The sequence below is a fragment of the Polynucleobacter sphagniphilus genome, assembly GCF_001953355.1.
In the GTDB taxonomy this organism is placed as follows: Bacteria; Pseudomonadota; Gammaproteobacteria; order Burkholderiales; family Burkholderiaceae; genus Polynucleobacter; species Polynucleobacter sphagniphilus.
In genome coordinates, this window is sequence record NZ_MPIY01000002.1 from 224,470 (window position 1) to 249,162 (window position 24,693).

32 protein-coding genes are annotated in these 24,693 nt (G+C 43.4%); 20 read left to right on the forward strand and 12 right to left on the reverse strand.

What is annotated here, in order from left to right; all coding sequences use genetic code 11:
- The first annotated feature begins 37 nt into the window (after positions 1-37).
- Positions 38-1,246, forward strand: a complete 1,209-nt coding sequence (locus tag BOQ04_RS03525; RefSeq protein WP_076023386.1) for an O-succinylhomoserine sulfhydrylase — start codon at positions 38-40, stop codon at positions 1,244-1,246.
- A gap of 25 nt (positions 1,247-1,271) precedes the next feature.
- Entirely contained in the window at positions 1,272-1,895 is a 624-nt protein-coding gene (locus tag BOQ04_RS03530) for a class I SAM-dependent methyltransferase (protein ID WP_076023435.1), read from the forward strand.
- Positions 1,896-1,909: 14 nt separating this feature from the next.
- Here the strand turns inward: BOQ04_RS03530 and BOQ04_RS03535 are convergent, their stop codons facing one another.
- Both BOQ04_RS03535 and modB read right to left on the reverse strand, forming a co-directional pair.
- Positions 1,910-3,019, reverse strand: coding sequence for an ABC transporter ATP-binding protein (locus BOQ04_RS03535; RefSeq protein WP_076023387.1), 1,110 nt, complete (start codon positions 3,017-3,019; stop codon positions 1,910-1,912).
- Positions 3,019-3,684 (reverse strand): molybdate ABC transporter permease subunit, encoded by a 666-nt coding sequence (gene modB, locus BOQ04_RS03540; protein WP_233126622.1) that lies wholly within the window; start codon positions 3,682-3,684, stop codon positions 3,019-3,021. Before modB ends, BOQ04_RS03535 begins: the two co-directional genes overlap by 1 nt.
- Before the next feature lie 154 nt (positions 3,685-3,838).
- On the opposite strand from modB, the gene soxY reads away from it, so the two are divergent.
- From soxY to BOQ04_RS03610, 14 genes are all read left to right on the forward strand, one after another.
- The gene (soxY, locus tag BOQ04_RS03545; RefSeq protein ID WP_076023388.1) at positions 3,839-4,294 is read left to right on the forward strand and encodes a thiosulfate oxidation carrier protein SoxY; all 456 of its coding nucleotides are present in this window, start codon (positions 3,839-3,841) and stop codon (positions 4,292-4,294) included.
- A gap of 44 nt (positions 4,295-4,338) precedes the next feature.
- Positions 4,339-4,647, forward strand: a complete 309-nt coding sequence (gene soxZ, locus BOQ04_RS03550) for a thiosulfate oxidation carrier complex protein SoxZ (RefSeq protein ID WP_076023389.1) — start codon at positions 4,339-4,341, stop codon at positions 4,645-4,647.
- Positions 4,648-4,710: 63 nt separating this feature from the next.
- Positions 4,711-5,466: a sulfur oxidation c-type cytochrome SoxA gene (soxA, locus tag BOQ04_RS03555; protein ID WP_233126623.1), complete on the forward strand. Its 756-nt coding sequence runs from the start codon at positions 4,711-4,713 to the stop codon at positions 5,464-5,466.
- A gap of 10 nt (positions 5,467-5,476) precedes the next feature.
- Positions 5,477-6,109: a sulfur oxidation c-type cytochrome SoxX gene (soxX, locus tag BOQ04_RS03560; protein WP_076023391.1), complete on the forward strand. Its 633-nt coding sequence runs from the start codon at positions 5,477-5,479 to the stop codon at positions 6,107-6,109.
- 5 nt (positions 6,110-6,114) lie between these two features.
- Positions 6,115-7,848 carry a thiosulfohydrolase SoxB gene (soxB, locus tag BOQ04_RS03565; RefSeq protein ID WP_076023392.1) on the forward strand — a complete coding sequence of 578 codons (1,734 nt, stop codon included), beginning with the start codon at positions 6,115-6,117 and terminating at the stop codon, positions 7,846-7,848.
- A 13-nt stretch (positions 7,849-7,861) separates the two neighbouring features.
- Complete coding sequence (locus BOQ04_RS03570; RefSeq protein ID WP_076023393.1) at positions 7,862-8,296, forward strand: DsrE family protein; 435 nt, start codon at positions 7,862-7,864, stop codon at positions 8,294-8,296.
- 17 nt (positions 8,297-8,313) lie between these two features.
- A complete protein-coding gene (locus BOQ04_RS03575; protein ID WP_076023394.1) occupies positions 8,314-9,435 on the forward strand; it encodes a YeeE/YedE family protein in 1,122 nt (373 codons plus the stop codon).
- 25 nt (positions 9,436-9,460) lie between these two features.
- Positions 9,461-9,898: a YeeE/YedE family protein gene (locus BOQ04_RS03580; RefSeq protein WP_076023395.1), complete on the forward strand. Its 438-nt coding sequence runs from the start codon at positions 9,461-9,463 to the stop codon at positions 9,896-9,898.
- 1 nt (position 9,899) lies between these two features.
- Entirely contained in the window at positions 9,900-10,331 is a 432-nt protein-coding gene (locus BOQ04_RS03585) for a DUF6691 family protein (protein WP_076023396.1), read from the forward strand.
- 49 nt (positions 10,332-10,380) lie between these two features.
- Complete coding sequence (locus BOQ04_RS03590) at positions 10,381-10,725, forward strand: protein tyrosine phosphatase family protein (RefSeq protein WP_076023397.1); 345 nt, start codon at positions 10,381-10,383, stop codon at positions 10,723-10,725.
- 9 nt (positions 10,726-10,734) lie between these two features.
- Entirely contained in the window at positions 10,735-11,154 is a 420-nt protein-coding gene (locus BOQ04_RS03595) for an acyl-CoA thioesterase (RefSeq protein ID WP_076023398.1), read from the forward strand.
- A 9-nt stretch (positions 11,155-11,163) separates the two neighbouring features.
- Positions 11,164-12,243 carry a tRNA 2-selenouridine(34) synthase MnmH gene (gene mnmH, locus BOQ04_RS03600; RefSeq protein ID WP_076023399.1) on the forward strand — a complete coding sequence of 360 codons (1,080 nt, stop codon included), beginning with the start codon at positions 11,164-11,166 and terminating at the stop codon, positions 12,241-12,243.
- On the forward strand, positions 12,240-12,950 hold the full coding sequence (locus BOQ04_RS03605) for a queuosine precursor transporter (protein ID WP_076023400.1): 711 nt from the start codon (positions 12,240-12,242) through the stop codon (positions 12,948-12,950). The genes mnmH and BOQ04_RS03605 overlap by 4 nt, the downstream gene beginning before the upstream one ends.
- A 100-nt stretch (positions 12,951-13,050) precedes the next feature.
- Entirely contained in the window at positions 13,051-14,658 is a 1,608-nt protein-coding gene (locus BOQ04_RS03610) for an ABC-F family ATPase (RefSeq protein ID WP_076023401.1), read from the forward strand.
- A gap of 12 nt (positions 14,659-14,670) precedes the next feature.
- On the opposite strand, the gene BOQ04_RS03615 is transcribed toward BOQ04_RS03610, so the two are convergent.
- The 8 genes from BOQ04_RS03615 to BOQ04_RS03650 form a co-directional block, all read right to left on the reverse strand.
- Positions 14,671-14,910, reverse strand: coding sequence for a DUF1289 domain-containing protein (locus BOQ04_RS03615; RefSeq protein ID WP_076023402.1), 240 nt, complete (start codon positions 14,908-14,910; stop codon positions 14,671-14,673).
- The gene (locus BOQ04_RS03620; RefSeq protein ID WP_076023403.1) at positions 14,907-16,079 is read right to left on the reverse strand and encodes a GNAT family N-acetyltransferase; all 1,173 of its coding nucleotides are present in this window, start codon (positions 16,077-16,079) and stop codon (positions 14,907-14,909) included. Before BOQ04_RS03620 ends, BOQ04_RS03615 begins: the two co-directional genes overlap by 4 nt.
- Entirely contained in the window at positions 16,076-16,471 is a 396-nt protein-coding gene (gene gloA / locus BOQ04_RS03625) for a lactoylglutathione lyase (RefSeq protein ID WP_076023404.1), read from the reverse strand. Before gloA ends, BOQ04_RS03620 begins: the two co-directional genes overlap by 4 nt.
- Positions 16,472-16,560: 89 nt before the next feature.
- On the reverse strand, positions 16,561-17,355 hold the full coding sequence (locus BOQ04_RS03630) for a peptidylprolyl isomerase (RefSeq protein ID WP_083657502.1): 795 nt from the start codon (positions 17,353-17,355) through the stop codon (positions 16,561-16,563).
- Between the two features lie 60 nt (positions 17,356-17,415).
- A complete protein-coding gene (locus BOQ04_RS03635) occupies positions 17,416-17,697 on the reverse strand; it encodes a BolA family protein (RefSeq protein ID WP_076023405.1) in 282 nt (93 codons plus the stop codon).
- A complete protein-coding gene (locus BOQ04_RS03640) occupies positions 17,687-18,241 on the reverse strand; it encodes a septation protein A (protein ID WP_076023406.1) in 555 nt (184 codons plus the stop codon). The genes BOQ04_RS03635 and BOQ04_RS03640 overlap by 11 nt, the downstream gene beginning before the upstream one ends.
- Positions 18,242-18,266: 25 nt before the next feature.
- Positions 18,267-18,680 carry a peptide-methionine (R)-S-oxide reductase MsrB gene (gene msrB, locus BOQ04_RS03645; RefSeq protein ID WP_076023407.1) on the reverse strand — a complete coding sequence of 138 codons (414 nt, stop codon included), beginning with the start codon at positions 18,678-18,680 and terminating at the stop codon, positions 18,267-18,269.
- Positions 18,681-18,711: 31 nt separating this feature from the next.
- Complete coding sequence (locus tag BOQ04_RS03650; RefSeq protein ID WP_076023408.1) at positions 18,712-20,178, reverse strand: protein adenylyltransferase SelO; 1,467 nt, start codon at positions 20,176-20,178, stop codon at positions 18,712-18,714.
- A gap of 54 nt (positions 20,179-20,232) precedes the next feature.
- Here BOQ04_RS03650 and BOQ04_RS03655 point away from each other — a divergent pair, with 54 nt between their 5' ends.
- Positions 20,233-20,709, forward strand: a complete 477-nt coding sequence (locus BOQ04_RS03655) for a PaaI family thioesterase (RefSeq protein WP_076023409.1) — start codon at positions 20,233-20,235, stop codon at positions 20,707-20,709.
- Positions 20,710-20,721: 12 nt separating this feature from the next.
- On the opposite strand, the gene BOQ04_RS03660 is transcribed toward BOQ04_RS03655, so the two are convergent.
- Together BOQ04_RS03660 and ygfZ are read right to left on the reverse strand one after the other, a co-directional pair.
- Positions 20,722-21,579 (reverse strand): NRDE family protein, encoded by an 858-nt coding sequence (locus BOQ04_RS03660; RefSeq protein ID WP_076023410.1) that lies wholly within the window; start codon positions 21,577-21,579, stop codon positions 20,722-20,724.
- A 7-nt stretch (positions 21,580-21,586) separates the two neighbouring features.
- Positions 21,587-22,597, reverse strand: a complete 1,011-nt coding sequence (gene ygfZ / locus BOQ04_RS03665) for a CAF17-like 4Fe-4S cluster assembly/insertion protein YgfZ (RefSeq protein WP_083657503.1) — start codon at positions 22,595-22,597, stop codon at positions 21,587-21,589.
- A 20-nt stretch (positions 22,598-22,617) separates the two neighbouring features.
- Here ygfZ and mltG point away from each other — a divergent pair, with 20 nt between their 5' ends.
- The 3 genes from mltG to BOQ04_RS03680 are packed head-to-tail and all read left to right on the forward strand — an operon-like array spanning position 22,618 to position 24,664.
- Positions 22,618-23,691, forward strand: a complete 1,074-nt coding sequence (gene mltG / locus BOQ04_RS03670; protein WP_076023411.1) for an endolytic transglycosylase MltG — start codon at positions 22,618-22,620, stop codon at positions 23,689-23,691.
- Between the two features lie 11 nt (positions 23,692-23,702).
- Complete coding sequence (tmk, locus tag BOQ04_RS03675; protein ID WP_076023412.1) at positions 23,703-24,344, forward strand: dTMP kinase; 642 nt, start codon at positions 23,703-23,705, stop codon at positions 24,342-24,344.
- Entirely contained in the window at positions 24,341-24,664 is a 324-nt protein-coding gene (locus BOQ04_RS03680) for a hypothetical protein (RefSeq protein WP_076023413.1), read from the forward strand. Before tmk ends, BOQ04_RS03680 begins: the two co-directional genes overlap by 4 nt.
- The last annotated feature ends 29 nt before the right edge of the window (positions 24,665-24,693 follow it).

Sequence of the window (24,693 nt, forward strand, 5' to 3'; positions counted from 1 at the left end):
AAAAGGCATTTCCCTCATTCAGTGTCAAAATAGCGTAATGAAGAACTCTAAACGCCAAAAACCTGACTTTTCCAAGCTAGCGCTCGAGACCATTGCAGTGCGTGCTGGAACGAGACGTACCGCGGAATTTCAAGAACATTCTGAAGCGATGTTTCTTACTTCGAGCTTTTGCTTTGATAGTGCCGAATTGGCTGAAGATGGTTTTGCGCATGCTGACCAAGGTTTTATCTATTCCCGTTTCACAAACCCTACTGTGAGTATGTTTCAAGACCGCTTGGCAGCACTAGAGGGTGGTGAAGCTTGCATTGCCACTGCATCTGGCATGGCAGCAATCCTGACTACTGCAATGGCGCATCTACAGGCGGGTGATCATGTCATTTGCTCCCGATCTGTATTTGGTGCGACCATTCAATTATTCTCTTCGATCCTGGGTCGCTTTGGCATCACTACGACATATGTTGATTTAACGGATCTGAAGGCTTGGCAAGCTGCTGTCCAAGCAAATACCAGGCTATTTTATTTGGAAACGCCTTCTAATCCATTAACCGAAATTGCTGATATCAAGGCCATTAGCAAAATCGCCAAAAAAGCAAATGCCTTACTTGCGGTGGACAACTGCTTCTGCACTCCGGCTTTGCAAAAACCATTGGCATTGGGTGCTGATGTTGTCATTCACTCTGCAACAAAATATCTTGACGGCCAAGGCAGGGTCGTTGGTGGAGCAATCGTTGGAAGTAAGGAGTTTGTTACCGGTAAGGTGTTCCCTTTTGTTCGCACTGCAGGACCTACTTTGTCTGCTTTTAATGCTTGGGTTTTCTTAAAAGGTTTAGAGACACTTGAATTGCGTATGAAACAGCAAAGTCAAAATGCTTTGCAACTTGCGCAATGGCTCGAGAAGCAATCCGGAGTAGAGCGCGTTTATCATCCAGGCCTTAAATCTCATCCTCAACATGCATTGGCCAAGCGCCAACAAAAAGCTGGGGGTGCAATTCTTTCCTTCACTCTAAAAGGTGGAAAGAGGGCAGCATTTCGCTTAATTAATCAAACGAAACTTTGCTCAATTACTGCCAATTTGGGTGATACGCGTACTACCATTACCCATCCAGCAAGCACTACACATTGCAGGGTAAGCCCGGAGGCTCGAAAGGCTGCTGGAATTAGCGATGGATTGGTCCGAATAGCGGTTGGCCTAGAAAATGTTACTGACTTAATCAATGATCTACGCGGCGGCTTTAAAAGCCGTTAATCAGCGCACCCAAAAGATTACTCCTATGGCTTTTGAAAATGCAAACCAATTTTGGAATGAGCGATTTGATAAAGAAGAATTTATCTTCGGTAAGCTACCTAATACATACCTTGTTGAAAAGGTTGCCGAATATTTGCATCAACCCCAAAACATTCTCTGTATTGCTGATGGTGAGGGACGTAACGGTGTATGGTTAGCAAAGCAGGGCCATTCAGTAGATGGTTTTGATGTATCCGATATCGCTTTAAAAAAAGCACAAGAATTTGCGGCGGAAAATAAGGTTTCCATCAATTATGAATTAAGCGATGCCGATTCATATCATTGGCAGGCCAACACATATGATGCTGTTGTTGCAATTTTTATCCAGTTTGCTGATCCAGAAATGCGTGCGCGCCTTTTTAAAAATATCGTGACGTCTCTCAAGCCTGGTGGAGTATTAATATTGCAAGGCTACACCCAAAAGCAACTTGAATACAAAACAGGTGGTCCCATCCTGTTAGATCATCTCTATTCGGAACAACTTGTTCGAGACCTGGTTTCTAATCTTGAAATCTTAGAGCTCAAATCTTACGAAGCCAATTTGAATGAAGGTACGAGACATGTGGGGATTTCTGCGCTACTTGGCCTAGTAGCCAAAAAGCTAGATTAGGACCCCCAATCTTTTTATATATTTTGCAATCGCCGAGGATCATTTATCGGTCGCAGTGGCATGATATGGATTTGCTGCGGATCTATCTCTAAATAGACATGTTCTCCCGCCTCTAATCCCAGGCGTTTAAGCTCAGCAGAAGAAGCATCCCAATTGATTGACAACCCGCTATCTCGTATTGCCAACTCCACAGAGGCAATTTGACCTAAGGTACTTACCTGTTTAATAGTTACTGGAAGGGTTGCGTGATTCGCTTGTCGATGAACACTTAAGCCAGACTGTGGCACTACCCATGCAACATCCATTCCCGCGGGAATTTTTCCTTTGTCAATAACATCAAGTATATAGTTTGTTCCTTCCCAAGATAGTTTTCCAGCATTAAATTTGCCCTGAAACGTGTTGCTGATTCCGACCAATTGAGCTACGCGAGTATTTCTGGGCTTTTGAAATAAAGCACTTGGCGTGGCCGTTTGTAGTGCAATACCCTGATCTATTACGGTTATATTGTCCGCCAATAATTCTGCCTCACGCAGGTCATGAGTAACCAATAAAATTGGAATAGAGAGATCTTGGCGAATATCTGCCAATGTCCTGTATAGACTTTGTCGTGTAGGCACATCAATTGCAGAAAAGGGTTCGTCTAACAAAAGGACCTCGGGTTGACGTGCCAAAGCCCTGGCCAATGCCACACGTTGTTGTTGGCCCCCAGAGAGCTGATGAGGTCTTCGATCTGCTAGGTTGTCTATACCCATTTGCTCTAACCACTGCAATGCTAATAATCGTTTACGTTCAAAATCAATGCCAGAATTTTGCAGAGCAATCAACACATTCTGAAGCGCATTGAGGTGCGGGAAGAGTGCGTATTGTTGAAATAAAAACCCACACGATCGCTTAGCAACCGGAACAGACAAAAAATTCTTTCTGTATTCGTCAGCGTTAAACCATACACTTTCAGCGCATTCAATTTTCCCAATTTCAGGATTGCTCAGCCCAGCAATCATTCTTAGAACGGTAGTCTTTCCACTGCCGGATGGACCAACCAGAGCGTGAATCTGACCATCCATACATTCCAAACTAACCTGAATCGGCATCGGAATATGTTGGGAAATTTTGATCTTGAGCATCAAGGCTGCCCTCTCGAAGATTGGCCTGGCATTTTTCCGAATACGCCATATGAAAACGCAATAGCGCAAAGCGATATCACAACTAGCAATAAAGAAAGTAGGCCTGCACCCGCAGAATCAAAACCCTGCACCTTGTCGTAAATCGAGATCGAAACTGTCTTGGTTTCACCAGGGATAGCGCCTCCTACCATCAATACAACGCCAAATTCCCCTAATGTGTGGGCAAATGTGATGACTGCTGCACTTGTAATCCCTCGCCAAGCAAGGGGAAGTTGAATTAAGCGAAACATTTGCCAGCCGGATAATCCACTTACTTGAGCGGCCTCAAGGATATCTGGATGAATTGCCTCAAAGGCTCTCTGAATTGGTTGAATTGCAAATGGAAGATTAACTATTAGGGATGCTATTAATATTCCCGCAAATGAAAAAACCAGAGGAATGCCGTAAATAGTTTTATCGCTGAACCCCACTAAGAAGAAATAACCGAGCACGGTGGGGGGTAGCACTAAGGGAAGCGCTATTAAACCCTCTATCCAGGGTTTGGATTTATTCAGCTGGATGATCTGATGTGCAAATAAAACGCCAAAAGGCAATAAGATTGCATTGGTCCACAAAGCTAATTTGAAGGACAAAAGAGTGGCTTCTAGATCAAACATGCGGCCCATTAAATTTTAATTTATGCATTTCAAGCATTTTCCATCATGTACCTCAAATAACTATAAAACTTCCAGCCAACTCGGTGCTCAAAAGACAAATTCCCATTAAAGTAGAGGTTTCACAGAATTTAAGTGTTTTATAGCGTCAACTTGAAAGAATGCAATGAATCATCATCGTCGTAACCTGGTTCAATTTACCGCAATTTTTACCTTAATGGCTTCTGCTGGTTTAATTACTGAGGCTCAGGCTGAAGAATGGAATAAAGCTGCTTTTGATGGAAAATCCTTGGATGAGGTCTTTAAGGCTTTGGGCAGCACTAGCACCCCTGAAAAATCCTCTTTAATTTCAATGAATGCCCCGGATATTGCTGAAAATGGAGCGGTAGTACCCGTTTCCATTAGCAGCAATCTCAAGGCGCAGCAAATTGCTATTTTGGTCGAAAAAAACCCAAGCACTTTAGCTGCGCAATTTTTTATACCTGCAGGTACTGAATCTTTTGTCAGCACTCGCATTAAGATGGCTCAAACATCCACCGTCTTCGGGCTAGTTAAGGTCGATGGTAAGTGGTTGATGACTTCAAAGGAAATTAAAGTCACTCTTGGCGGTTGCGGTGGCTAATTACATTTCACGCAAAAACATATTAGTTAATAAGGGGAATATACATGGGTGATCCGATGCGCATTCGGGCGGCCGAAACCAATGGAGTGGTTGATGTCAAAATCTTGATGAAGCATGATATGGAGTCGGGCCAACGAAAAGATGCTTCTGGAAAGTTAATTCCCGCCTGGTTTATCACTATGGTGAATGTAAAGGCTCAAGGGAAAGATGTTTTCAATGCAGAGTTTGGTTCAGCCGTATCAAAAGATCCTTTTTTGAATTTCAAATACAAGGGCTCAAAAGGCGACAAGCTTCTTGTAAGTTGGATTGATCTTCGCGGTGACAAGAGGTCTGATGAGGCAACGGTTTCTTGATTGCATATGAAAAACTCTAGGGCATTGAAAATTCAATTCATTAGCGCAATTTTTTTGCTGCTTATGACCCCATTTTCTTTTGCTCAGACTACTACGGATGAAATTGCCAAATACCGTGCAATGCTAGCAGATGATAATCCTGCTGAATTGTACGAAGCAGCAGGTGAGGAGTTGTGGAAGAAACCTAGCGGCCCTAAAAAATCGACTTTAGAGCGTTGCAATTTAGGGCTCGGGCCTGGAGTGTTAAAAGGAGCTGCCGCACAACTCCCGCGTTACTTTTCGGATACCAAAAAGGTTCAAGATCTTGAGTCTCGCCTAATGACTTGCATGTATGTATTGCAAGGTGTTCCAGAAAAAGAAATTGTGAATGCACCCATGCAGGAGGGGCTCAAAAAGGATATGGATGCGATTGTGGCTTATGTCGTGGCCCAATCCAAAGGCATGCTGATTCATGTAAGTACAAAGCATCCCAAAGAAATGGAGTCTTATGACTTAGGTAAAAAAGCCTTTTTTTATCGAGCTGGACCGATGGATTTTGCATGTGCGACCTGCCATTCGGCAGATGATAAGCGTATCCGTCTGCAGGACTTACCAAATCTAACGACGCCTACAGGGGCAGCAGCAGGGTGGGGTACTTGGCCAGCATATCGCGTTTCAAGCGGGCAGTTTTGGACCATGGCTATGCGCCTAACTGATTGCTATCGTCAACAACGCTTCCCTTTCCCAATCTATGGCTCTGAAGTATTAACGGCCTTATCCATGTATATGGCCGTTAATGCAAATGGCGGAACTATGGAAACCCCTGGCTTAAAGCGCTAGATCCTGGCAAATGAAAAATAAACTAACCCACTCTCTGGCTCTATTGCTTTTTTTCTATGCTTTGATTTTTAGTCAATGCACTTATGCTCAAGACAAACCAGATGCCCATTTCCAGAAAATGATGGCTAATAGCTTTAGAACTGAAGGTATTGCCAATATAGATCGGATTGCGCAGGATGAAACGCAACGATTTTGCTCAAACCCGCAATCCAGTAATAATGAGCAATATCAAAAAAGGGTCGAGGGAATACAGCAACTCAATATGGCAAATATACCTGCCCCTAAAGATGGTCGATACATCGGCGATTGGCAAAAAGGTGAAGTGATTGCGCAAAGCGGCCGCGGATCAACCTGGACCGATAATCAACAGACAGTAAATGGTGGGGGTTGCTATAACTGCCATCAAATTGATCGGAAAGAAATTGCTTACGGAAACCTTGGGCCCAGTCTATGGAATTATGGGAAATTGAGGGGTTACTCACAGGAGATTGTCATTTATACCTGGAAGAAAATTTTTAATCCCAAGGCTTTTAATGCCTGCAGTGCGATGCCACGTTTTGGACATTTCAAATTACTTACTCAAGAACAACTTCAAGACCTGATGGCGCTTTTACTTGATCCTCGTTCGCCAGTAAACCAATAATACGTATGTCACTTGAACGTCGTGATTTTTTAAAGGCGCTAGCAATAGCCTCGGCGGGTGGACTTAGTCTTCATTCTAATTTTGCCTCGGCGCAGCAGACGGCGAATGCTTTCTACGAATTACCGCGCTTTGGTAATGTGCATCTTCTTCACTTTACCGATTGTCATGCACAACTATTGCCCGTGTACTTTCGAGAGCCTAATGTCAATATTGGAGTTGGCTCTCAAAAGGGCAAAACGCCCCACTTAGTAGGTGAGTATTTCTTAAAAGCGAACAATATTCCTGCTGGGACAAAAGATGCGTACGCGTTTACATATTTAAATTTTGATGCTGCTGCCCAGCACTATGGTCGTATGGGGGGCTTTGCTCATTTATCAACCCTGATTCAACAAATCAAGGCCAATAGACCAGGATCCTTGCTTCTGGATGGTGGTGATACATGGCAAGGCTCTGCTACCGCCCTTTGGACTAAGGGTCAGGACATGGTCGACGCCTCTTTACTGCTCGGGGTTGATATTATGACGGCCCATTGGGAGATGACTTTAGGTGAAAACCGAGTTCTTGAGATAGTCGAAAAAGATTTTCAAAACAAGATTTCTTTTCTTGCGCAGAATATTAAAACTACTGATTTTGGGGATGATGTTTTTACACCTTTCGTAATTCGCGAGATGAATGGCGTTCCTGTTGCCATTATTGGTCAAGCTTTTCCGTATACGCCCGTGGCAAATCCTCGCTACTTTACCCCGAACTGGACATTTGGTATTCAAGAGTCTAATTTACAAAAGACGATTGATTTAGCCAGATCCCAGGGTGCTAAAGTCGTTGTTTTACTATCTCATAATGGGATGGACGTAGATCTTAAGTTGGCATCCCGAGTTCGCGGCATAGATGCCATCTTGGGTGGTCATACTCATGATGGCGTACCTATTCCCGTTCAGGTGAGGAATGCTGGCGGCACTACTTTAGTAACCAATGCTGGCTCTAATGGTAAATTTCTTGGGGTATTGGATTTTGACGTGAAGGGTGGGCATGTTGTCGATTTTCAATACAAACTACTTCCCGTTTTTTCTGATCTATTGCCTGCAGATCCTCGCATGTCTAGACTTATCGAGCGGGTTCGCCAGCCCTATGAATCAGTGCTTAGCGAACCACTGGCCGTAACGCAAGAATTACTTTATAGGCGTGGTAACTTTAATGGCAGTTTTGATCAAGTGATCTTGGATGGCTTATTAACGCAAAAGAATGCTGAAATCGCCTTTTCGCCTGGTTTTCGATGGGGTACAACGCTCTTACCAGGACAGGTTGTTACTATGGAAAACCTCATGGATCAAACGGCCATTACTTATCCATACACCACCAATTCATTAATGAGTGGGCAAACCATCAAGACCATACTGGAAGATGTTGCTGACAATTTGTTCAATCCAGATCCCTACTACCAGCAAGGTGGCGATATGGTGCGAGTAGGGGGCCTGAATTACGCAATTGATCCCAATGCATCTATGGGAAATCGTATATCTGATATGCGACTAAATGGAACTCTACTTGATCCTCATAAGTCCTATCGCGTTGCTGGGTGGGCCCCGGTAAGCGAGGATGCTGATATGAGGGATGGCGAAGCTATTTGGGATTTAATGCGGAGACATTTAAAAGAAGTGAAAGTAATTGAAGAAAGCAAATTAAACGAGCCGCTTATTAAAGGCGTTAAAAATAATCCAGGAATTGAATCCTTGATTTGATATCTACATAATGATGAAAAAGTTAAAGTTAATTGTTACTTTTATAGCGTTGGTATTGGCATCCACACTATGCATTGATGCCGCTAATGCTCAGACTAAAGTGGTTTACCACATTGATGACGCACAATCACAGGGCTTAAAGGGCCTTAGAAATATTCGCAATCACCTTGACACATCACCCGACACTGTAATTATTGTCGTGACCCATGCTGCTGGGGTTGATATGTTGATTGAGGGTGCTAAAGATAAAAAAAATGGGGTTGAATACGCGCCTCTAGTCGCAGCCCTAAAGTCACGCGGTGTGCAGTTTGAGGTTTGTGAAATTACGATGAAAAATCGCGGCCTGAATAGGAGTCAATTTATTCTCGATGCGGACTTTACGCCTTCTGGTGTTGTTCGAGTTGCTGATTTGCAATTTCAGGAGCATTACGCCTATATCAAGCCATAAGATCGTAAAATAGGCGGATGAATAACCTTGATATAGCTAACCTAAGTCATTATGCTCTTTTGGCGACTTTTTTTGTAACTGTGCTGCTTGGTGCTGTGATGCAGAGAACCAGTTTTTGCACAATGGGTGCCATTTCTGATTTTCTGGTTATGTCCGATTTAACTCGGGTTCGCCAGTGGGCGCTAGCGATTGGCGTCGCAATTATTGGCGTATTTATTCTCTCTTCATTGAGTCTAATTGATACTGGTAAAACAATTTACACCAGCTCCCGCCTCTTATACCTCTCAATTATTGTGGGTAGTATCTGCTTTGGTTTTGGGATGGTTTTGGCTTCAGGCTGTGGAAGTAAAACGCTGATACGAATAGGCGGTGGAAATCTAAAGTCTGTAGTGGTATTTTTTGTGCTCGGCCTAAGCGCATATATGACTTTACGCGGCTTCTTGGCCGTGTTTAGAGCGAACTTCCTAGACAGTGTTTTTATTGTTTTAAATACAAATCAAGATCTACCAAGTATTTTTGCTGCTCAGTTTGGCGTTGATCGTGGGTTGATGCACCTTTTTATTGCCTTGGCGATTGGGGGGTTATGTGTTTTATTTGCACTGCTCAAGAAATCGTTTTGGACCTTCGATAATCTTTTAGCAGGCCTAATGGTTGGTTTCGCTATCTGCTCAATCTGGTGGATCTCTGGCTACATCGCCCATGTAGCAGAAGATCCCAATACACTCGAGGAAGTTTTTTTAGCGACCAATTCTGGCAAGATGGAAAGCCTGTCATTCGTCTCTCCATATGCCTACACCTTAGATTGGCTAATGATGTATAGCGATACATCAAAAGTTTTAACTATTGGAATTGTTGCTGTAGCCGGGATGATTTCTGGTTCAGCTATTTATGCTTTAGCAAGTAATACATTTCGATGGGAGACTTTTGCAAACACAGAAGATACTGCAAATCATCTAGTAGGGGCGGCTTTAATGGGTTTTGGCGGCATCACTGCACTAGGCTGCACCATTGGCCAAGGTCTCAGCGGGATTTCTACCTTGGCATTAGGATCCTTTATTGCTATGCCCGGTTTTGTACTCGGCGCCTATTTAGCCTTAAGATATCTACAGTATCGACTAGCTCCAAATCCTTGCAACTAGCTTCCTATTTTTGAATGGAATAGACATGCAGATTGATTGGTTTAGCTTCACCCCTGGTCCAGCCTTATTAGGAGGTGCCATCCTTGGCCTTGCTGTAGCACTATATGTTTTACTACATGGCCGAATTTTGGGCATTAGCGGCATTGTTTCTGGATTACTTAGGCCGCAAGCGGGTGATTTGACCTGGCGTTTCAGCATTATTTTGGGCTTAATATCAGCTCCTTTTTGGGGTGCATTATTGTTTGATTTGCATCCACTTGCCGTTATTGATGCAGACTGGAAAATGATTATTCTCGCCGGCTTATTAGTTGGATTCGGCTCCCATTATGGGTCGGGCTGCACAAGTGGTCACGGTATTTGCGGTCTTTCCCGCCTTTCTCCCCACTCTGTCCTTGCAACACTAATATTTATGTTTTCAGGTTTTGTCACTGTTTACATTACACGCCATATATTAGGCATTTAATATGAGAAAACATTTCAACTTATTTAGTCAGTATCTTATTGGTGTTTTATTTGGTTTGGGTTTGATGACTTCAGGAATGACCAATCCAGAAAAAATCATCAATTTTTTGAATATCACTGGGTTATGGGATCCCTCGCTCTTGTTTGTGATGGTAGGGGCGGTATTGGTTGCGATGGCTGGTTTTTATATTCAATCTAAGCGTAGCGAGAGTTTCTTCGGCGGGGCTTTACATATACCAAGGCGGCGTGACATTACCAAACCTTTAGTCATTGGCGCATTTATTTTTGGGCTTGGCTGGGGTCTTGCGGGCTTTTGTCCTGGTCCAGCGATTGTTTCACTTGGAGCCATGCGAATAAAAGCGTTTATTTTTGTTGTTGCGATGTTAGCTGGCATGGAGATTTGTGAGCGTTTTTTCACAAATAACCATTCGTAAGCTTACTTTAGAATAACAGTAATCACCCTATAAAAATTGAGGAAAGTAAATGAGTGTCGCTATTGCAAGTCACAATGATTTATTTGGAACTGCAGGTCAGATATCAGTTGAGCACCTAGCTGAAATTGCTGCACTTGGATATAAGAGCGTGATTAATAATCGACCAGATTATGAGGGTGGCCCAGATCAACCTGCAAGTGATGAACTTCAAGTTCAGGCTGAGGCGCTAGGATTACATTACGCTTATTTGCCAGTGATTAGCGGCTCTCTAGCTCCCAATCAGATTGTTGAAATGGCGCACTTACTTAAAACTATGCCTGCTCCCATTCTGGCCTTTTGCCGCTCAGGAGCGCGTTCAAGTAATCTCTATCAACTTGCATTACAAATTCGTTAAGGCAATTTCATGCGTATAGATATCCCAGAAGAAAAAAGGCTGGTGCATGAAATGCGGATGCCGATACGCTGGGGTGACATGGATGCCTTTGGGCATGTCAACAATACCGTTTTTTTTCGGTATATGGAACAAGCCCGAGTTGAATGGATAGAATCACTAGGCTTTGGTATTCAGATTGATAAAACGGCCATGTTGATGGTTAATGGCTTTTGCAATTTCTATCAACAGCTCAATTACCCCGGTGAGCTGGTATTAAAAACCTATATTGGAGCAATAGGAAAATCCAGTGTTGATATGTACACAACGATGGCCCTTGTTACTAATGAAACGCAATTGGTTGCAGCTGGAGGTGCAACCATGGTTTGTGTTGATTTACAAACCAATAAATCCATTCCGTGGCCAAACGTTGTACTCCAAAAAATTGCATAGGATGGCCGTTTGCAGTCTAGTAATCCACACATATTAAATATTGGTCTTTTTTCCAGCGAGCTGGATCGATACGATGCCGTTATCGATGTTCGCTCTCCAGCTGAATTTGCCTTAGATCATATTCCGGGCGCTTTAAATTACCCCGTTTTAAATAATGAAGAGCGCGCAGAAATAGGATCTCTCTATAAGCAAGAATCTCCATTTGCCGCAAAAAAACTTGGCGCTGCGCTAGTTGCTCGCAATATAGCAATGCATCTTGAGAATTCTTTACTGGATTTTCCTCGTGAGTGGCGCCCCTTGATTTATTGCTGGCGAGGCGGAGAACGTAGCGGAGCTTTCACACACATTCTGAATCGCATTGGCTGGAAAGCCATGCAACTTGAGGGTGGGTATCAAGGGTTTAGACGCACTGTTATTGATGACTTAGAAAAATCATCTAAAGAATTTTCTTTTCAAGTGATTTGTGGTATGACGGGCAGTGGCAAAACCCGCATCCTGCAAGACCTGAAATCATTGGGGGCTCAGATACTTGATCTGGAGGCTTTGGCCATTCATAGGGGATCTGTGCTGGGTAGCGAACCTAATATCGAGCAACCTACGCAAAAGGGTTTTGAAACCAATCTCTGGAATGCTCTGCGATCTTTAGATTCCTCGAAAATTGTTTTCGTTGAATCAGAAAGCAAAAAAGTAGGTGGTTTACATATCCCTGATTCGCTGATGGAATCAATTCGCAATAGTCAATGTATTGAGTTACGTGCTTCGGTTGCCACGCGAGTTTCGTGGCTCTTGCAGGACTACCATCACTTTCTCTCAGACACTGAAAATTTTAAGCAAAAGCTAGCTCTGTTAACGTCACGCTATGGAAAGATCCAAATTGAAAAGTGGAGCGCTGCTATAGACGCCAATCAATTTGATGCCTTAGTTCAGGAATTGTTGGAGGTGCATTATGACCCAGCTTATCAATCCTCAATTAAACGAAATTTTCCGAAGTATGATGAAAACAATTTTGTTGCCTTAGAAAATGACAGCGATAGCGCCTTTATGGATAGCGCGAGGATGTTATTAGAGAAGGCGGGGGATTTCAAATGAGCACGACACGCCGTCATTACCGCTACTACGATCTACTTTTGACTGCTTTTGTAGTCGTTTTACTGTGCTCTAATTTTATTGGTGCAGGAAAAGCTGCAGTTATTGATTTGCCTTATTTTGGAACCTGTGTCTTTGGTGGTGGGATCCTATTTTTTCCTATTGCATATTTCTTTGGCGACGTACTGACTGAGGTATATGGCTATGCCTATGATCGCAGGGCAGTTTGGGCAGGTTTTGCTGCGCTTGCATTTGCTGCAATCATGGCGCAGATTGTCATTTCATTGCCTGCAGCTCCAGGGGCTTATATGGCTAATTATCAACATGGATTGGAAACGGTCTTTGGTAATTCATGGAGAATTGCTCTTGCGTCCATGATCTCCTTCTGGTGTGGTAGCTTCATGAATAGCTTTGTGCTGGCCAAGTTCAAAATATTGACCCATGGTCGTTTTCTTTGGATGAGAACAATCGGCTCTACAGCCATGGGCGAGTTAATTGATTCCTCCCTCTTTTATATGCTTGCTTTTTACGGTATTTGGCCTACCCAAGAAGTCATCCAAGTCGCAGCAGCTCAATATGTGCTCAAAACATCCTGGGAGGTCTTAGCTACCCCTCTAACGTATTTCCTTGTGAACTTCCTAAAGCGCAAAGAAAATGAGGATTATTACGACATTGACACTAATTTCACGCCATTTAGAGTCAAAGTGTAAGTTTGGCCGTAAATAGGCCTTAAAACCGTTAAAATAACGATCTTTGCCAGCCAATTGCAGGCAGGTAAGATTATTTTTATCAGAAAGTTAGAAACTATCCGTGCTGTCCGCATCTAATATCACTATGCAGTTTGGGGCCAAGCCCTTGTTTGAAAATATCTCCGTGAAGTTTGGCGGCGGAAATCGTTATGGCCTGATTGGGGCAAATGGTTGCGGTAAGTCTACTTTTATGAAAATCCTAGGTGGTGAGCTTGAGCCTACACATGGAAATATTAGTCTTGATCCTGGTATACGTTTAGGTAAATTACGTCAGGATCAGTTTGCTTATGAAGACGTCAGGGTTCTTGATGTCGTCATGATGGGGCATGAGGAGATGTGGAAAGCAGCAGCTGAGCGCGATGCGATCTACGCTAATCCAGAAGCTTCAGATGAAGACTATATGCGCGCCGCTGAGCTTGAGGGCAAGTACGCTGAATACGGTGGTTATACCGCAGAAGCCAAAGCAGGGGAGCTGCTTTTGGGTATTGGTATTCCAATCGAGCAGCACAATGGCCCCATGAGTAATGTTGCGCCCGGATGGAAGTTGCGGGTATTACTTGCTCAAGCACTATTTTCAGACCCTGATGTTCTATTGCTAGATGAGCCAACCAATAACTTGGATATTCACTCTATTCATTGGTTAGAAGATATCTTGAATGAAATTAAGAGCACGATTGTGATTATTTCTCACGATCGCCACTTCTTAAATCAAGTTTGCACACATATGGCTGATATGGACTTCGGCACCTTAAAAGTCTATCCCGGCAATTACGATTCCTATATGCTGGCCTCGGTTCAGGCTAGGGCCCAACAGTTGAGCTCCAATGTCAAGGCTAAAGAGAAAATTGCTGAGCTACAGGCCTTCGTAGCCCGATTCTCTGCAAATGCTTCTAAAGCGCGACAAGCAACCTCACGTCAAAAGCAATTAGAGAAGATTGAGATTGCTGAAATTAAGCCCTCTTCACGTCAAAATCCATTTATTCGCTTTGATTCAGAAAAGAAGTTACACAATATGGCAGTAGAGTGCAATGCGCTTACAAAGTCATTTGACCGAACTATCTTCAAAAACTTTAAGTTAGGTGTGCGCGCCGGCGAAAAGATTGCCATTATTGGTCAAAATGGTGCTGGTAAGACTACGTTGTTGAAAACCATATTAAGCAAACGTTTCGAAGGAATTGCTGCCGATAGCGGCGATGTAAAGTGGGCTGAAAACGCTAAAGTGGGCGTCATGCCACAAGACAATACTGATTTGTTTGCCAAAGATGAAACTTTGATGGATTGGATGAACGCTTGGCGCTATAACGGCGACGATGATCAGGTCATTCGGGGCACTCTAGGTCGCTTACTATTTTCTGGTGATGATATTGGTAAATCAGTCAAAGTCCTCTCTGGTGGTGAAAAGGGAAGGATGATTTGGGGCAAATTAATGCTTCAAAAGTACAACGTCTTGGCAATGGATGAGCCAACCAATCACATGGACATGGAGTCCATCGAAAGCCTGCAAATTGCGCTTGAGAAATATGAAGGTACCTTGATATTTGTGTCGCACGATCGGGAGTTTGTATCGGCATTAGCAAACCGAATTCTTGAGGTCAAAATGGATGGAACCGTGACGGATTATTCCGGCACATATGAAGAGTATTTGCGCAGCCAAGCAATTACCGGCTAAAAGGAAATCAAGTTAATCCTTGGACTGTCTTTGGAAGCGCATAGCGGTGCCCTCATCGCGAATGCGTTTCCATACCACTTCTTTCTCCTCTTGACTAAAAAATACCCAGTTGCTCACTTCGTTAAGAGTGCGTCCGCAACCCTGGCAAATATCATCATATAAGGTTGTACACACCCCAATACAAGGTGAGTCTGAGTCATCATCTCCAGTTGACAATGAATGTGAGCCTGAATTTGTGTAATCTGTATTCATGGCAATACTGTAGTCGATTTCATGGGTGAGTGCTCAGCAAGTTCATCTACATATTGAGCTATTCCTGCTTGCTCCCTCTGTAAGAAATTCTCAACAGCAGCCATAAATTGGGGGTCGGATATCCAGTGCGCCGATTGAATGGTTTTAGGAAGAAATCCTCTTGCCATCTTGTGCTCACCTTGCGCACCACCCTCAAAAGTCTGTATTCCCTCTTTAATACAATATTCAATAGCCTGGTAATAGGCCGTTTCGAAATGCAGGTTTGGAATGTACTCCAATGCACCCCAATAACGCCCATATGCTTTTAAGCTATTTCTATCAAGGACCAATAGAGAGGCGGCTATCGACAATCCTTTTTTTGAAGCAATAATTAAATGGAGATTTTCGGGCATACGCTTTGCAAGAAGCTTGAAAAAATTCTCACTAAGATAAGGTCTTGATTGATGTTCTAAGTACGTATTTTCATAACACTTATAAAAGAATTTCCAATCCTGATCATTCGTGCGTTCCCCGTCCAAGTGAAGAAATTCAATCTCATGTAAATTAACTTGAGATCGTTCACGCCGAATATTTTTGCGCCGCTTCATATTTAATGAAGCTAAGTATTCATCAAAACTGGTATATCCGAGATTGTGCCAATGAAATTGCACTGAATCACGTAGTGCAAATCCAGCTTGGGTAAAAAACGGTAACTCATCATCGAGCGGAAATAGGGTGTGTGCTGAAGATAATTGATTCTGGATACACAGTGACTTTAGTCCACTGACGAGCAATTTTTGTCTGGTCGCCTTATCTTCTCCTTCTGGCACTAGCAATCGTGAGCCTTGGACCGGTGTAAAGGGGATGGCACAGAGGGCTTTGGGATAGTATTGTTTACCGCTTTGCTCATAGGCTTGAGCCCAAGACCAGTCAAAAACAAATTCACCGTAAGAGTGTTGCTTTAAATATAAAGGTAGCGCACCCAATAATTTACCCTTGGTATCCTTTAAGAGAATATGGGCTGGTTGCCAACCAGTAACGCCACTAACACATCCGCATTCTTCAAGACTACTTAGAAATTCATATCTTAAAAAGGGTGTACTGGATATATCTAGTAGGGCATTCCATTGCTCGGCAGGAACTTCCGATAGGCTATCAGCTAACTCTAGTTGATATTGATCTGAATTCAAGTCGCTTTACGCTCAATCAATTCAATCTTGTAGCCGTCTGGATCAGTAACAAATGCAATGATCGTATCGCCGCCTAGTACAGGCCCAGCTTCGCGGGTGACATTTCCACCGGCACCTTTTATTTTGGCGCACGCCGCATACGCATCAGAAACTGAAATAGCGATATGTCCATATGCGCTACCAAGATCATAGCTGGTGACACCATGGTTGTAAGTTAACTCAATTTCAGATTGGCCATCTTGATTGCCGTTACCGTAACCAAAAAATGCGAGAGAATAGTTTTGATCTGGTCTTTCAGTAGTGCGGAGCAAATTCATACCCAATATATCGGTATAAAAATGGACGGAGCGTTTAAGGTCGCCAACGCGAAGCATGGTGTGTAGGATCATCATTTTTATAAATATAAAGCTAATTTCAATTGAAGGTTTACATTAAAAAACCCAGGCTTGACCTGGGCTTTTGCCTGCTCTAAAGCTCAAAATTACTGAATCTTTGCTTTAGCACGCAGTTTTTGCATCATCTCTGAAAACTTCGCTTTCTGCCAATTTTGATCTGATGCAATCATTTGCTTTAGCTGCTCACGAACTTCATCCATGCTAGGGGTTTTCACATCGCGAATATCGTCAACTTTGATAATGTGCCAACCAAATTGTGATTTCACTGGCTTATCTGTAACTTGTCCCTTTTTAAGCTGCACCATAGCGTTGGAAAACTCAGGAACCAGGGATTTCTCACCAACCCAGCCTAAATTGCCACCAGTGGAAGCTGATCCAGGATCCTTGGATTTTGATTTCGCAAGATCATCGAAATTTGCCCCCGCCTTAATTTGCGCGGTAAGCGCTTTAGCATCTGCCTCTTTTTCAACCAATATATGTTGTACTTGATATTCCTTGCCGTTATATTGGTTTTTCATTGATTCGTAGGCTGCTTTTAGCTCATCCTCGGTGATGCCTTCTTTACGAATGTAATCTTCAAACACAGCAGAAACCAAAATACCCATCTTAGATTGCTCAATCTGCTCCCGCACAGTTTCGCTCTGAGTAAGGCCGCGTTTATCGGCTTCTTGCAAAATCAATTCCCTGGTCACAAGCATTTCACGGGCTTGATCTCGCACTTGTGGGTTATCGGCCTGCCCAGATTTTTTGACCAGGTTATCCAGCTTTGCTTTTGGTATCGGCGTGCCATTCACAATTACCGCATTTTGAGCATGGGCACACACTACCAGGAGATTGGAGCTTAATATTGCAATAGATAGAATTTGACGGATAGTATTCATTTAAATTGACGGTAATTGAATTAATAAAAGTAAAAGAATAAAGCAGATTAAAAAAGCAAATTAAAAAGCATCTTCTGGAGCCTTTGCCACAATAGTAAGGGCATGAATATCGCCCGACATTCTTTGTGAAAGCGCTGCATAAACTGCACGATGACGTGCTAGAGGGTTTAATCCGCTAAATTCAGGCGCAATAATGTAAATTTTAAAATGTCCGCCACCAGATGCAGCGCCGGCATGCCCCGCATGCAAGTGACTCTCATCTTCGATGCTTAAATGAGTCGGCTTGAAGGCCAGTTTGAGGTCTAATTTAAATAATTCGATGCGTTTTTGATTAAGGCTCATTGTGAGTTTGCTCCATGTGACGCCCCAACCAGATGCCCTGTGCGATGACGAAAGCCAGCAGCAAGCCTGTACTACCAAAGAGCTTGAAATTAACCCAATCCGATTCGGAATACTCAAACGCTACATATAGATTTAATGCGCCCATGAAGAAGAAAAAAAGAGCCCATGCAATATTTAATTTGCCCCAAGCGGATACTGAGCTATTGGCCTTTAAGGTAATTTGCTTACCCATTAATACTTGAATCCAATTTTTGTTAAAAAATTGGGAGCTAATGATTAAAGCACCTGAAAAGAGCCAATAAAGCGCGGTTGGTTTTAGCTGTATGAATGTTTTGTTATGTAGAAATATAGTTAGGCTACCAAAAACCAAAATCATGACTAGACTTACCCATTGCATGGCATCAATTTTTCGATGGCGGTAATACACCCACAAAATTTGACCAATGGTTGCTACCATAGCAACAATAGTTGCAGAATATATATCGCCAAATTTAAAGGCGATAAAAAAGAGAATGATGGGGAATAAATCAAATAAAAATTTCATGTGTTGATTATCCTGCTAAACCTATTTAATCGGTTTCGGTGTTCATTTTGGCATTGGAGCTGGGCTCGAAAGCCAGAGATGCCGAATTAATGCAGTAACGCAGTCCAGTGGGTTGGGGGCCGTCTTCAAAGACATGGCCTAAATGTGCATCACAGTTCGCACAGCGAACCTCGGTTCGAATCATTGCGTGGCTTGTATCACGATGCTCCAGGATGGCAGCATTATTTTGAGGTGCGCTATAACTTGGCCAGCCGCAACCTGCATCAAATTTGGTATTGGATAGAAAAAGGGGTGTTCCACAACAAACGCATGAGTATTGACCCTGATCCCAGTGATCCCAGTATTTCCCTGTAAACGGACGCTCAGTTGCAGACTCGCGAGTGACTCGATATTCAATATCACTCAATTGTTTTTTATATTCTTCGTTACTTTTTTTCATAGTGAACTCAATTTATTAAAAAATTAACACATCAAGAGGAACAGCTTACCTCGACAGGATCAAGATCTGAGGGTGGAGGGCTTGCATAAAGATCATATTGATTTTGCTCATCATATGGACTGCTTAGAATTTCCAAAAGTCTTTTTACTTCGGAAAAGTCATCAGACTGCGCCATCGTAATTGCATGTTGGGCGAGGTGATTTCGCAATACATATTTTGGATTAATTTGATTCATCTTTACAGAGCGTTCTGAATCATCTATACCTTCAATATTTAGTCGTTTTAGATAGTCCGAGAACCACAGATCAATTTGTTTGCGATCGATGAATAAATTTCTTAAGGATATATTTTCGATTGAGTCCTGGCATTTTATTTTAGATAAAGAGCGGAAGAAATGAGTGAAGTCAACGCGTGAATCATGCATTGCCTGCAGTAATCTTTCGATCAGAAAAATATCATCATCAAGATTCTTTGTAAGGCCCAATTTTGCCCTAAAAAGACTTTGCCATTTTTGCGCAAACTTTTTAGGAAGCTCACAAAGCGCATTCTGCAAAAGGGCTTGAGACTCTTCGCCGCTATAAGTCAATTCCATTAGAGGCAGAAATGCACTTGCTAGACAAGCCATATTCCAATGCATTATCTGTGGCTGTCGATGATAGGCATATCGCCCAGCTTGATCGCTGTGATTGCAAATATGATCAATCTGAAAGCCATCTAAAAAACCAAAAGGGCCATAGTCAATAGTGAGACCAAGAACACTAATATTGTCGCTATTCAATACGCCATGACAGAAACCAACTGCTTGCCACTGCGCAACTAACTCTGCATTTCGACTACATATTGACTTATAAAGAGCTAAATAAGGGTCGGTCTCATTTGCACAATCTGGATAATGCTCTGATATTAATGCGTTGGCCAATTCTTGTAAGCGTTCAATATCTTGAGCGGAAGCGTAGTGCTCAAAATGGCCCACTCTTAGAAAGCTTGGTGCTAGTCTTGTACATACGGCCGCCGTCTCCATGGTTTCACGCCGAACCAGTTCTTTTGAGCCCACAACCGATAATGCTCGAGTAGTTGGGATTCCCAGCGCATGCATTGCTTCGCTACACAGAAATTCTCTAATCGAAGAGCGCAAAACTGCGCGCCCATCACCCATGCGGGAATAGCGGGTCTTGCCGGCCCCCTTTAGCTGAATCTCCATGTTTGCAATCTGCCCCAAGAGGATTGCCCGACCATCGCCTAATTGACCCGCCCAAACTCCAAATTGGTGACCGCTATAAGCGCTAGCTATCGGCGACGAAAATTGATACTTAGCGGTCTGAAGGGTATTTCCAGCTAATACATCAAGCCAGGAACTATCCATTGGCATCCTGTCTGCATTCAACTCGATGCCAATGAGGCTTGCCACAGCAGGTGAAAACGCCACCCAATATGGATCGGGTAGGGGGGTGGGGGCTACGGAGTGACTGACATCGTCACCTTTTAAGGGAAAGGTCATAATCTTATTCTATGAGTAATTCCAATTGAGCACACAAGCCATTAAAATCATTCCATGACCAATCAACTTGAACATAAGGCAGCCACTCAGTTGGCCAACCTAGGCGAAGAGCTCAATGTCCCTTTCTTGAAGCTCTTAGGAGTGCGTCTCTTAACGGCGGAGATGGGCAAGGGGGAGATTTTGTTGGCCTTAAAACCAGAGCATACCAATACTTGGGAAGTTGCGCATGGTGGGGTTTTGCTTACATTGATGGATGTCGCAATGGCTGTTGCTGCCCGCTCAAGCGATCCAGGCGATCGCAGCGTTGTTACGATTGAACTAAAGAATAATTTTATGCAAGCGGCATTGGGGGTTTTAAGAGTGAAGGCTGATACGGTGCGCAGAACTGCAACCATGGCTTTTTGTGAGGCTAAGCTTTATAACGATCAGGGTGAAATTTGCTGCATGGCCACTGGTACATTTCAGTTCATCAAACGCTTAGCCTCTCGTAATACAGAGGGTGAACGAGTTATCAACGAAGATAAGCGATAGATTTGCAGTTCATCAAACTGATAAGTTTGAATCACTCGCTGCATTAATTTGACCGGCGATGACGTCATGCCCAATAACACCATTGGCATCAAAACGCCTTTCGATCATTTCATAATTGCCATCTTTGCGTATCCTCAATATCGTACTCGAGCGCGTACCATATGAAGGGGTTTGAATAAAAGCAGCTGACAGAACCTTTTCCCACTCCTTATTAACGCCGGTATTAGGAAGTTCCTGAGTGCTAGCCTCATGCTGGTCTGCCAATAAGCTCAAATAATGATCGGCATTTTTTAGATCACCGTGATCCATTGCCAATGCTTGAGCAAAAGCAGCTATTCGATGATTCACTTTTGGCCACGGGGTATCAAGCATGGCATTTGAAAGACCATAAACACCAGGATCCAATGGCTGCTTTGGGTAAATTTTTCTAGGGCGAATGCTTTGCCCCATTAGCAAACGATTGCTAACCCAATGCATTTCAGGATTTAGGGGATTGCTAAAGTCTGATAGCAGTAAATTGAAGCCATTGTATTGATCGAAGCGTTTTGCATTCTGGGAAATAAATTGGTCTGGTCGATTCTCGCTAGCTAAATACATGAGGGGTAACTCACCCCGAGTTCTTGCGTCAGGCCGTTTTTCGCTAGGAGCTCGAACATTCGTCAACGCGGCAAAACGCCCTTTATTGGAAAGGCCAAGCCAAGTACCAGGACTACCCAATACATCAGCCCGATCTTTGCCTGCCAATATGTGGGGATGATCTTGCCACCAGGAAATTCCCTGAGTATCGCGCTCATAAAATTCATCGCGGTTAGCTGCAACGACTAGCGAGTATTCGGGGTGCGATTGCCAGGCAAAAAGAATGAGGCACATGATTTTCTTAAATTTCAATCAGTGGATAGGGTAGTGCATCGATCTTGAGGGCCGGACCTTCAGGGTTTGCAACCCGTAACTCACCAGCTTCTAGCGCTTCTAACTTACATTCCACTTGCAAATCAATGCGAGCATTGTCAAAAGAGTTTGCCGCTGCGAGAACAATCATTCCGGCTGGCTGTGATGGATCCCCTGAATTAAATACCTCCACTCCCGCCTGAAAAAAGGCTAAGGTTACTGGATCGTTACTACCGTGGGCTAGTTGTAGACGACGCTTAATAACACCCCGATATTGACTGCGAGCTACTATTTCTTGTCCGGGGTAACAACCCTTTTTAAAATCAACACCAGCCACAGACTCAAAATTAATCATTTGTGGAACAAATTGTTCTTGTGTTGCTAAAACAATTCTAGGAATCGCGCTCATGACTTCAAGATAATTCCACATGTTTTGGCACTCAGTTGTGCTCTCTTTAGTAGGTTTGGAGACGCTCGCTGGTTCTGCCACTAGTATCCGGCCATAAGATAAAGTGTTTATCGCCACATCTGGCATACGTAAACCAATGGTGCCTGCTGCTGCATGTAAATCATCTATGGGTTTATTTTCATCATAAATCCCTGAAATGAGCCACTCATCAGACACATCTTTGACTGTTACTTTAGAGCGCAAAACAAACATAGAAAGGCGTTTGGCAAAAGCCGTCGCAATATCTCTAGATATAAATAGTGCAAATCGATCATCAGAAGTATCGTTAACCGGGAATAGACCCAGCCATGCGCTAGCCATCAAACGGCCCTTAGGATTGCAGTACCCCACCAATCTGACTGCACCATTACCTTTGGCAATTTCAGGAGAAAGAGTGCGCTTCAGCCCCAAGACGGAATTACTGAGTTGATTTTGTAGAAAGGTTGCGGCATCTGGACCTTCTACAAATATGAGTCCCCATTGGGGTAATACAGTAAGCCCTTGATGCAATGGATTGGAAAAATGAGGGTTATTTTGGGTTTGTTTTGTCATGACGCTTTTATCATAGCGTGATGAGCAGAAAATTTCAGAAAAGAACCCTTTTGGTACAAAAATCCAAAAACAGTCAATTACGTAGATGGGGTCTTTTGGCGCTTACCTTAGTTGCTGTTTTTTATTGCTTTCTTTTCTTTTGGCCTGTGATACCAAATACCCCAAATAGTAATGAAGCAAATGCGTTTAAGGTCAAGATCAATCCACAATCTAGTCTAGCCTCCATTGGTGGGCAACTTAAGCAGCAGGGAATTCTGGTGAACGCATTCACACTCCCGATTGCAGCTAGATCATTCTTTGTGGGCGCCAAGCTAAAGCCAGGGACATACCTTTTCCCGCTTGGCGGGAGTCTTGGGAAACTTTTATTGCAAATGGCCCGTGGCGATCGTGTGCGCGAAAGTATCGCCATCATTCCAGGCATGACAATTAGGCAATTACAAGCAATTATCGATAGTCATCCAGCGTTGATACATCAAACTAAGGGGTTGAGCTCCAAAGAGCTCTTACAAGCCCTTAACCTATCCTATCCAGGGGATGAGGGCTTATTTTTCCCGGATACCTATATTTTTGATCCTGATGAAGCAGACATTACCATCTACCGTAGAGCTTCTCAGGCGATGCAAAAGCAGTTAAGTTATGCATGGCAGCAACGTGACCCCATGACCCCTTTAAAAACACCATATGAATTATTAATCCTAGCCTCAATTATTGAGAAAGAGACGGGGAAAAACAGTGATCGTGCGATGGTCGCCGCAGTGTTTGTCAATCGCCTTAGCAAAGGGATGATGTTACAAACAGATCCCACTGTAATATATGGCTTAGGCCCTAATTTTGACGGGAATTTACGTAAATCAGACCTGCGTAGAGACAATCCCTACAATACCTATATGCACAAAGGACTACCTCCCACTCCAATTGCAATGCCCAGTCAGGACTCCTTAATGGCGACAGCGCATCCAGCAAATAGTGATGTACTTTATTTTGTTGCTCGCGGGGGTGGTACGAGCCATTTTTCCAAGACCTTAAATGAACATGAATTAGCGGTAGATCGTTTTCAGCGAAAGCACACCAGTACAAGTAAGCCTCAACAATAAATAATATTTTTATGACAAATCAATTTCCGGGATATTTCATTAGTTTTGAAGGTATCGATGGGGCAGGGAAGAGTACTCATTTAGATGCTTTCAGGGAGCTTCTACAAGAGCGCTTTCCACACCAAGAAGTAATCTTAACGAGAGAGCCCGGCGGTACTGCTCTGGGTGAGAAATTACGCAGTTTGCTACTCGATTCCCCAATGAATATTGAAACTGAAGCACTACTCATGTTTGCGGCAAGACGCGAACATATCGCGCAGGTAATTGAGCCTGCACTAAGCTCCGGAAAGATTGTGATTTCAGACCGCTTCACAGATGCAAGCTTTGCCTATCAAGGCGGCGGACGCGGATTGAGTTTGAATAAATTAAATGCTTTGGAGTCGTGGGTTCAAACTATGCCCAATGGCCAATTACTGCAACCGAACCTGACTATCCTATTTGATCTACCAGGTTCAATAGCAGAGTCTCGAAGGAGTCAGGTTCGTACACCGGATAAGTTTGAAAAAATGGATTTGTCCTTTTTTGAGAAGGTACGGCAAGAATATCTTCGTAGAGCCCAATTAGACCCCCAGCGCTTTTACCTGATTGATGCCACTCAAACTAAAGAGCATATATGGAATCTCTTGAAGGCAATCGAGATCAACCCTGCATGAGACCTCAAGCGATAGCACCTTGGCTTCACGCTGTCTGGGATAGCCTGGATTTCCATTCCTTTCCTAATGCGATGCTGTTGCATGGTCAATCAGGAATGGGCAAGTTTGAATTCGCTATCTCGCTATCAAAAGCGCTTCTATGCGAATCTCCAGATTCTCAGAATAGGCCCTGCAATCAATGTGAGGCCTGTCATTGGTTTGATTCTGGCAATCACCCTGATTTCATTGCGCTTACCCCAGAAACGCATCGTAAATATTTACCTCAAGGTAATTTTGATATCGATTCTGAGCCTTCCAAAAAACTAATCAACCCGCGATGATGATGGTGACGCAACAAGAAAAAANGAAA

Bases quoted from the DNA above. Each gene is read 5' to 3' on its own strand.
- BOQ04_RS03680 (WP_076023413.1), top strand. From the start codon at position 24,341: ATGAGACCTCAAGCGATAGCACCTTGGCTTCACGCTGTCTGGGATAGC.
- BOQ04_RS03535 (WP_076023387.1), bottom strand. From the start codon at position 3,019: ATGCTCAAGATCAAAATTTCCCAACATATTCCGATGCCGATTCAGGTT.
- soxX (WP_076023391.1), top strand. From the start codon at position 5,477: ATGAAAAATAAACTAACCCACTCTCTGGCTCTATTGCTTTTTTTCTAT.
- BOQ04_RS03660 (WP_076023410.1), bottom strand. From the start codon at position 21,579: ATGTGCCTCATTCTTTTTGCCTGGCAATCGCACCCCGAATACTCGCTA.
- BOQ04_RS03655 (WP_076023409.1), top strand. From the start codon at position 20,233: ATGACCAATCAACTTGAACATAAGGCAGCCACTCAGTTGGCCAACCTA.
- BOQ04_RS03635 (WP_076023405.1), bottom strand. From the start codon at position 17,697: ATGAGCCTTAATCAAAAACGCATCGAATTATTTAAATTAGACCTCAAA.
- msrB (WP_076023407.1), bottom strand. From the start codon at position 18,680: ATGAAAAAAAGTAACGAAGAATATAAAAAACAATTGAGTGATATTGAA.
- BOQ04_RS03640 (WP_076023406.1), bottom strand. From the start codon at position 18,241: ATGAAATTTTTATTTGATTTATTCCCCATCATTCTCTTTTTTATCGCC.
- tmk (WP_076023412.1), top strand. From the start codon at position 23,703: ATGACAAATCAATTTCCGGGATATTTCATTAGTTTTGAAGGTATCGAT.
- BOQ04_RS03615 (WP_076023402.1), bottom strand. From the start codon at position 14,910: ATGAATACAGATTACACAAATTCAGGCTCACATTCATTGTCAACTGGA.
- mltG (WP_076023411.1), top strand. From the start codon at position 22,618: ATGAGCAGAAAATTTCAGAAAAGAACCCTTTTGGTACAAAAATCCAAA.
- BOQ04_RS03570 (WP_076023393.1), top strand. From the start codon at position 7,862: ATGAAAAAGTTAAAGTTAATTGTTACTTTTATAGCGTTGGTATTGGCA.
- gloA (WP_076023404.1), bottom strand. From the start codon at position 16,471: ATGATGATCCTACACACCATGCTTCGCGTTGGCGACCTTAAACGCTCC.
- soxB (WP_076023392.1), top strand. From the start codon at position 6,115: ATGTCACTTGAACGTCGTGATTTTTTAAAGGCGCTAGCAATAGCCTCG.
- soxZ (WP_076023389.1), top strand. From the start codon at position 4,339: ATGGGTGATCCGATGCGCATTCGGGCGGCCGAAACCAATGGAGTGGTT.
- BOQ04_RS03590 (WP_076023397.1), top strand. From the start codon at position 10,381: ATGAGTGTCGCTATTGCAAGTCACAATGATTTATTTGGAACTGCAGGT.
- BOQ04_RS03580 (WP_076023395.1), top strand. From the start codon at position 9,461: ATGCAGATTGATTGGTTTAGCTTCACCCCTGGTCCAGCCTTATTAGGA.
- modB (WP_233126622.1), bottom strand. From the start codon at position 3,684: ATGGGCCGCATGTTTGATCTAGAAGCCACTCTTTTGTCCTTCAAATTA.
- BOQ04_RS03605 (WP_076023400.1), top strand. From the start codon at position 12,240: ATGAGCACGACACGCCGTCATTACCGCTACTACGATCTACTTTTGACT.
- BOQ04_RS03530 (WP_076023435.1), top strand. From the start codon at position 1,272: ATGGCTTTTGAAAATGCAAACCAATTTTGGAATGAGCGATTTGATAAA.
- ygfZ (WP_083657503.1), bottom strand. From the start codon at position 22,597: ATGACAAAACAAACCCAAAATAACCCTCATTTTTCCAATCCATTGCAT.
- BOQ04_RS03630 (WP_083657502.1), bottom strand. From the start codon at position 17,355: ATGAATACTATCCGTCAAATTCTATCTATTGCAATATTAAGCTCCAAT.
- BOQ04_RS03595 (WP_076023398.1), top strand. From the start codon at position 10,735: ATGCGTATAGATATCCCAGAAGAAAAAAGGCTGGTGCATGAAATGCGG.
- soxA (WP_233126623.1), top strand. From the start codon at position 4,711: ATGACCCCATTTTCTTTTGCTCAGACTACTACGGATGAAATTGCCAAA.
- BOQ04_RS03585 (WP_076023396.1), top strand. From the start codon at position 9,900: ATGAGAAAACATTTCAACTTATTTAGTCAGTATCTTATTGGTGTTTTA.
- BOQ04_RS03650 (WP_076023408.1), bottom strand. From the start codon at position 20,178: ATGACCTTTCCCTTAAAAGGTGACGATGTCAGTCACTCCGTAGCCCCC.
- BOQ04_RS03525 (WP_076023386.1), top strand. From the start codon at position 38: ATGAAGAACTCTAAACGCCAAAAACCTGACTTTTCCAAGCTAGCGCTC.
- soxY (WP_076023388.1), top strand. From the start codon at position 3,839: ATGAATCATCATCGTCGTAACCTGGTTCAATTTACCGCAATTTTTACC.
- BOQ04_RS03575 (WP_076023394.1), top strand. From the start codon at position 8,314: ATGAATAACCTTGATATAGCTAACCTAAGTCATTATGCTCTTTTGGCG.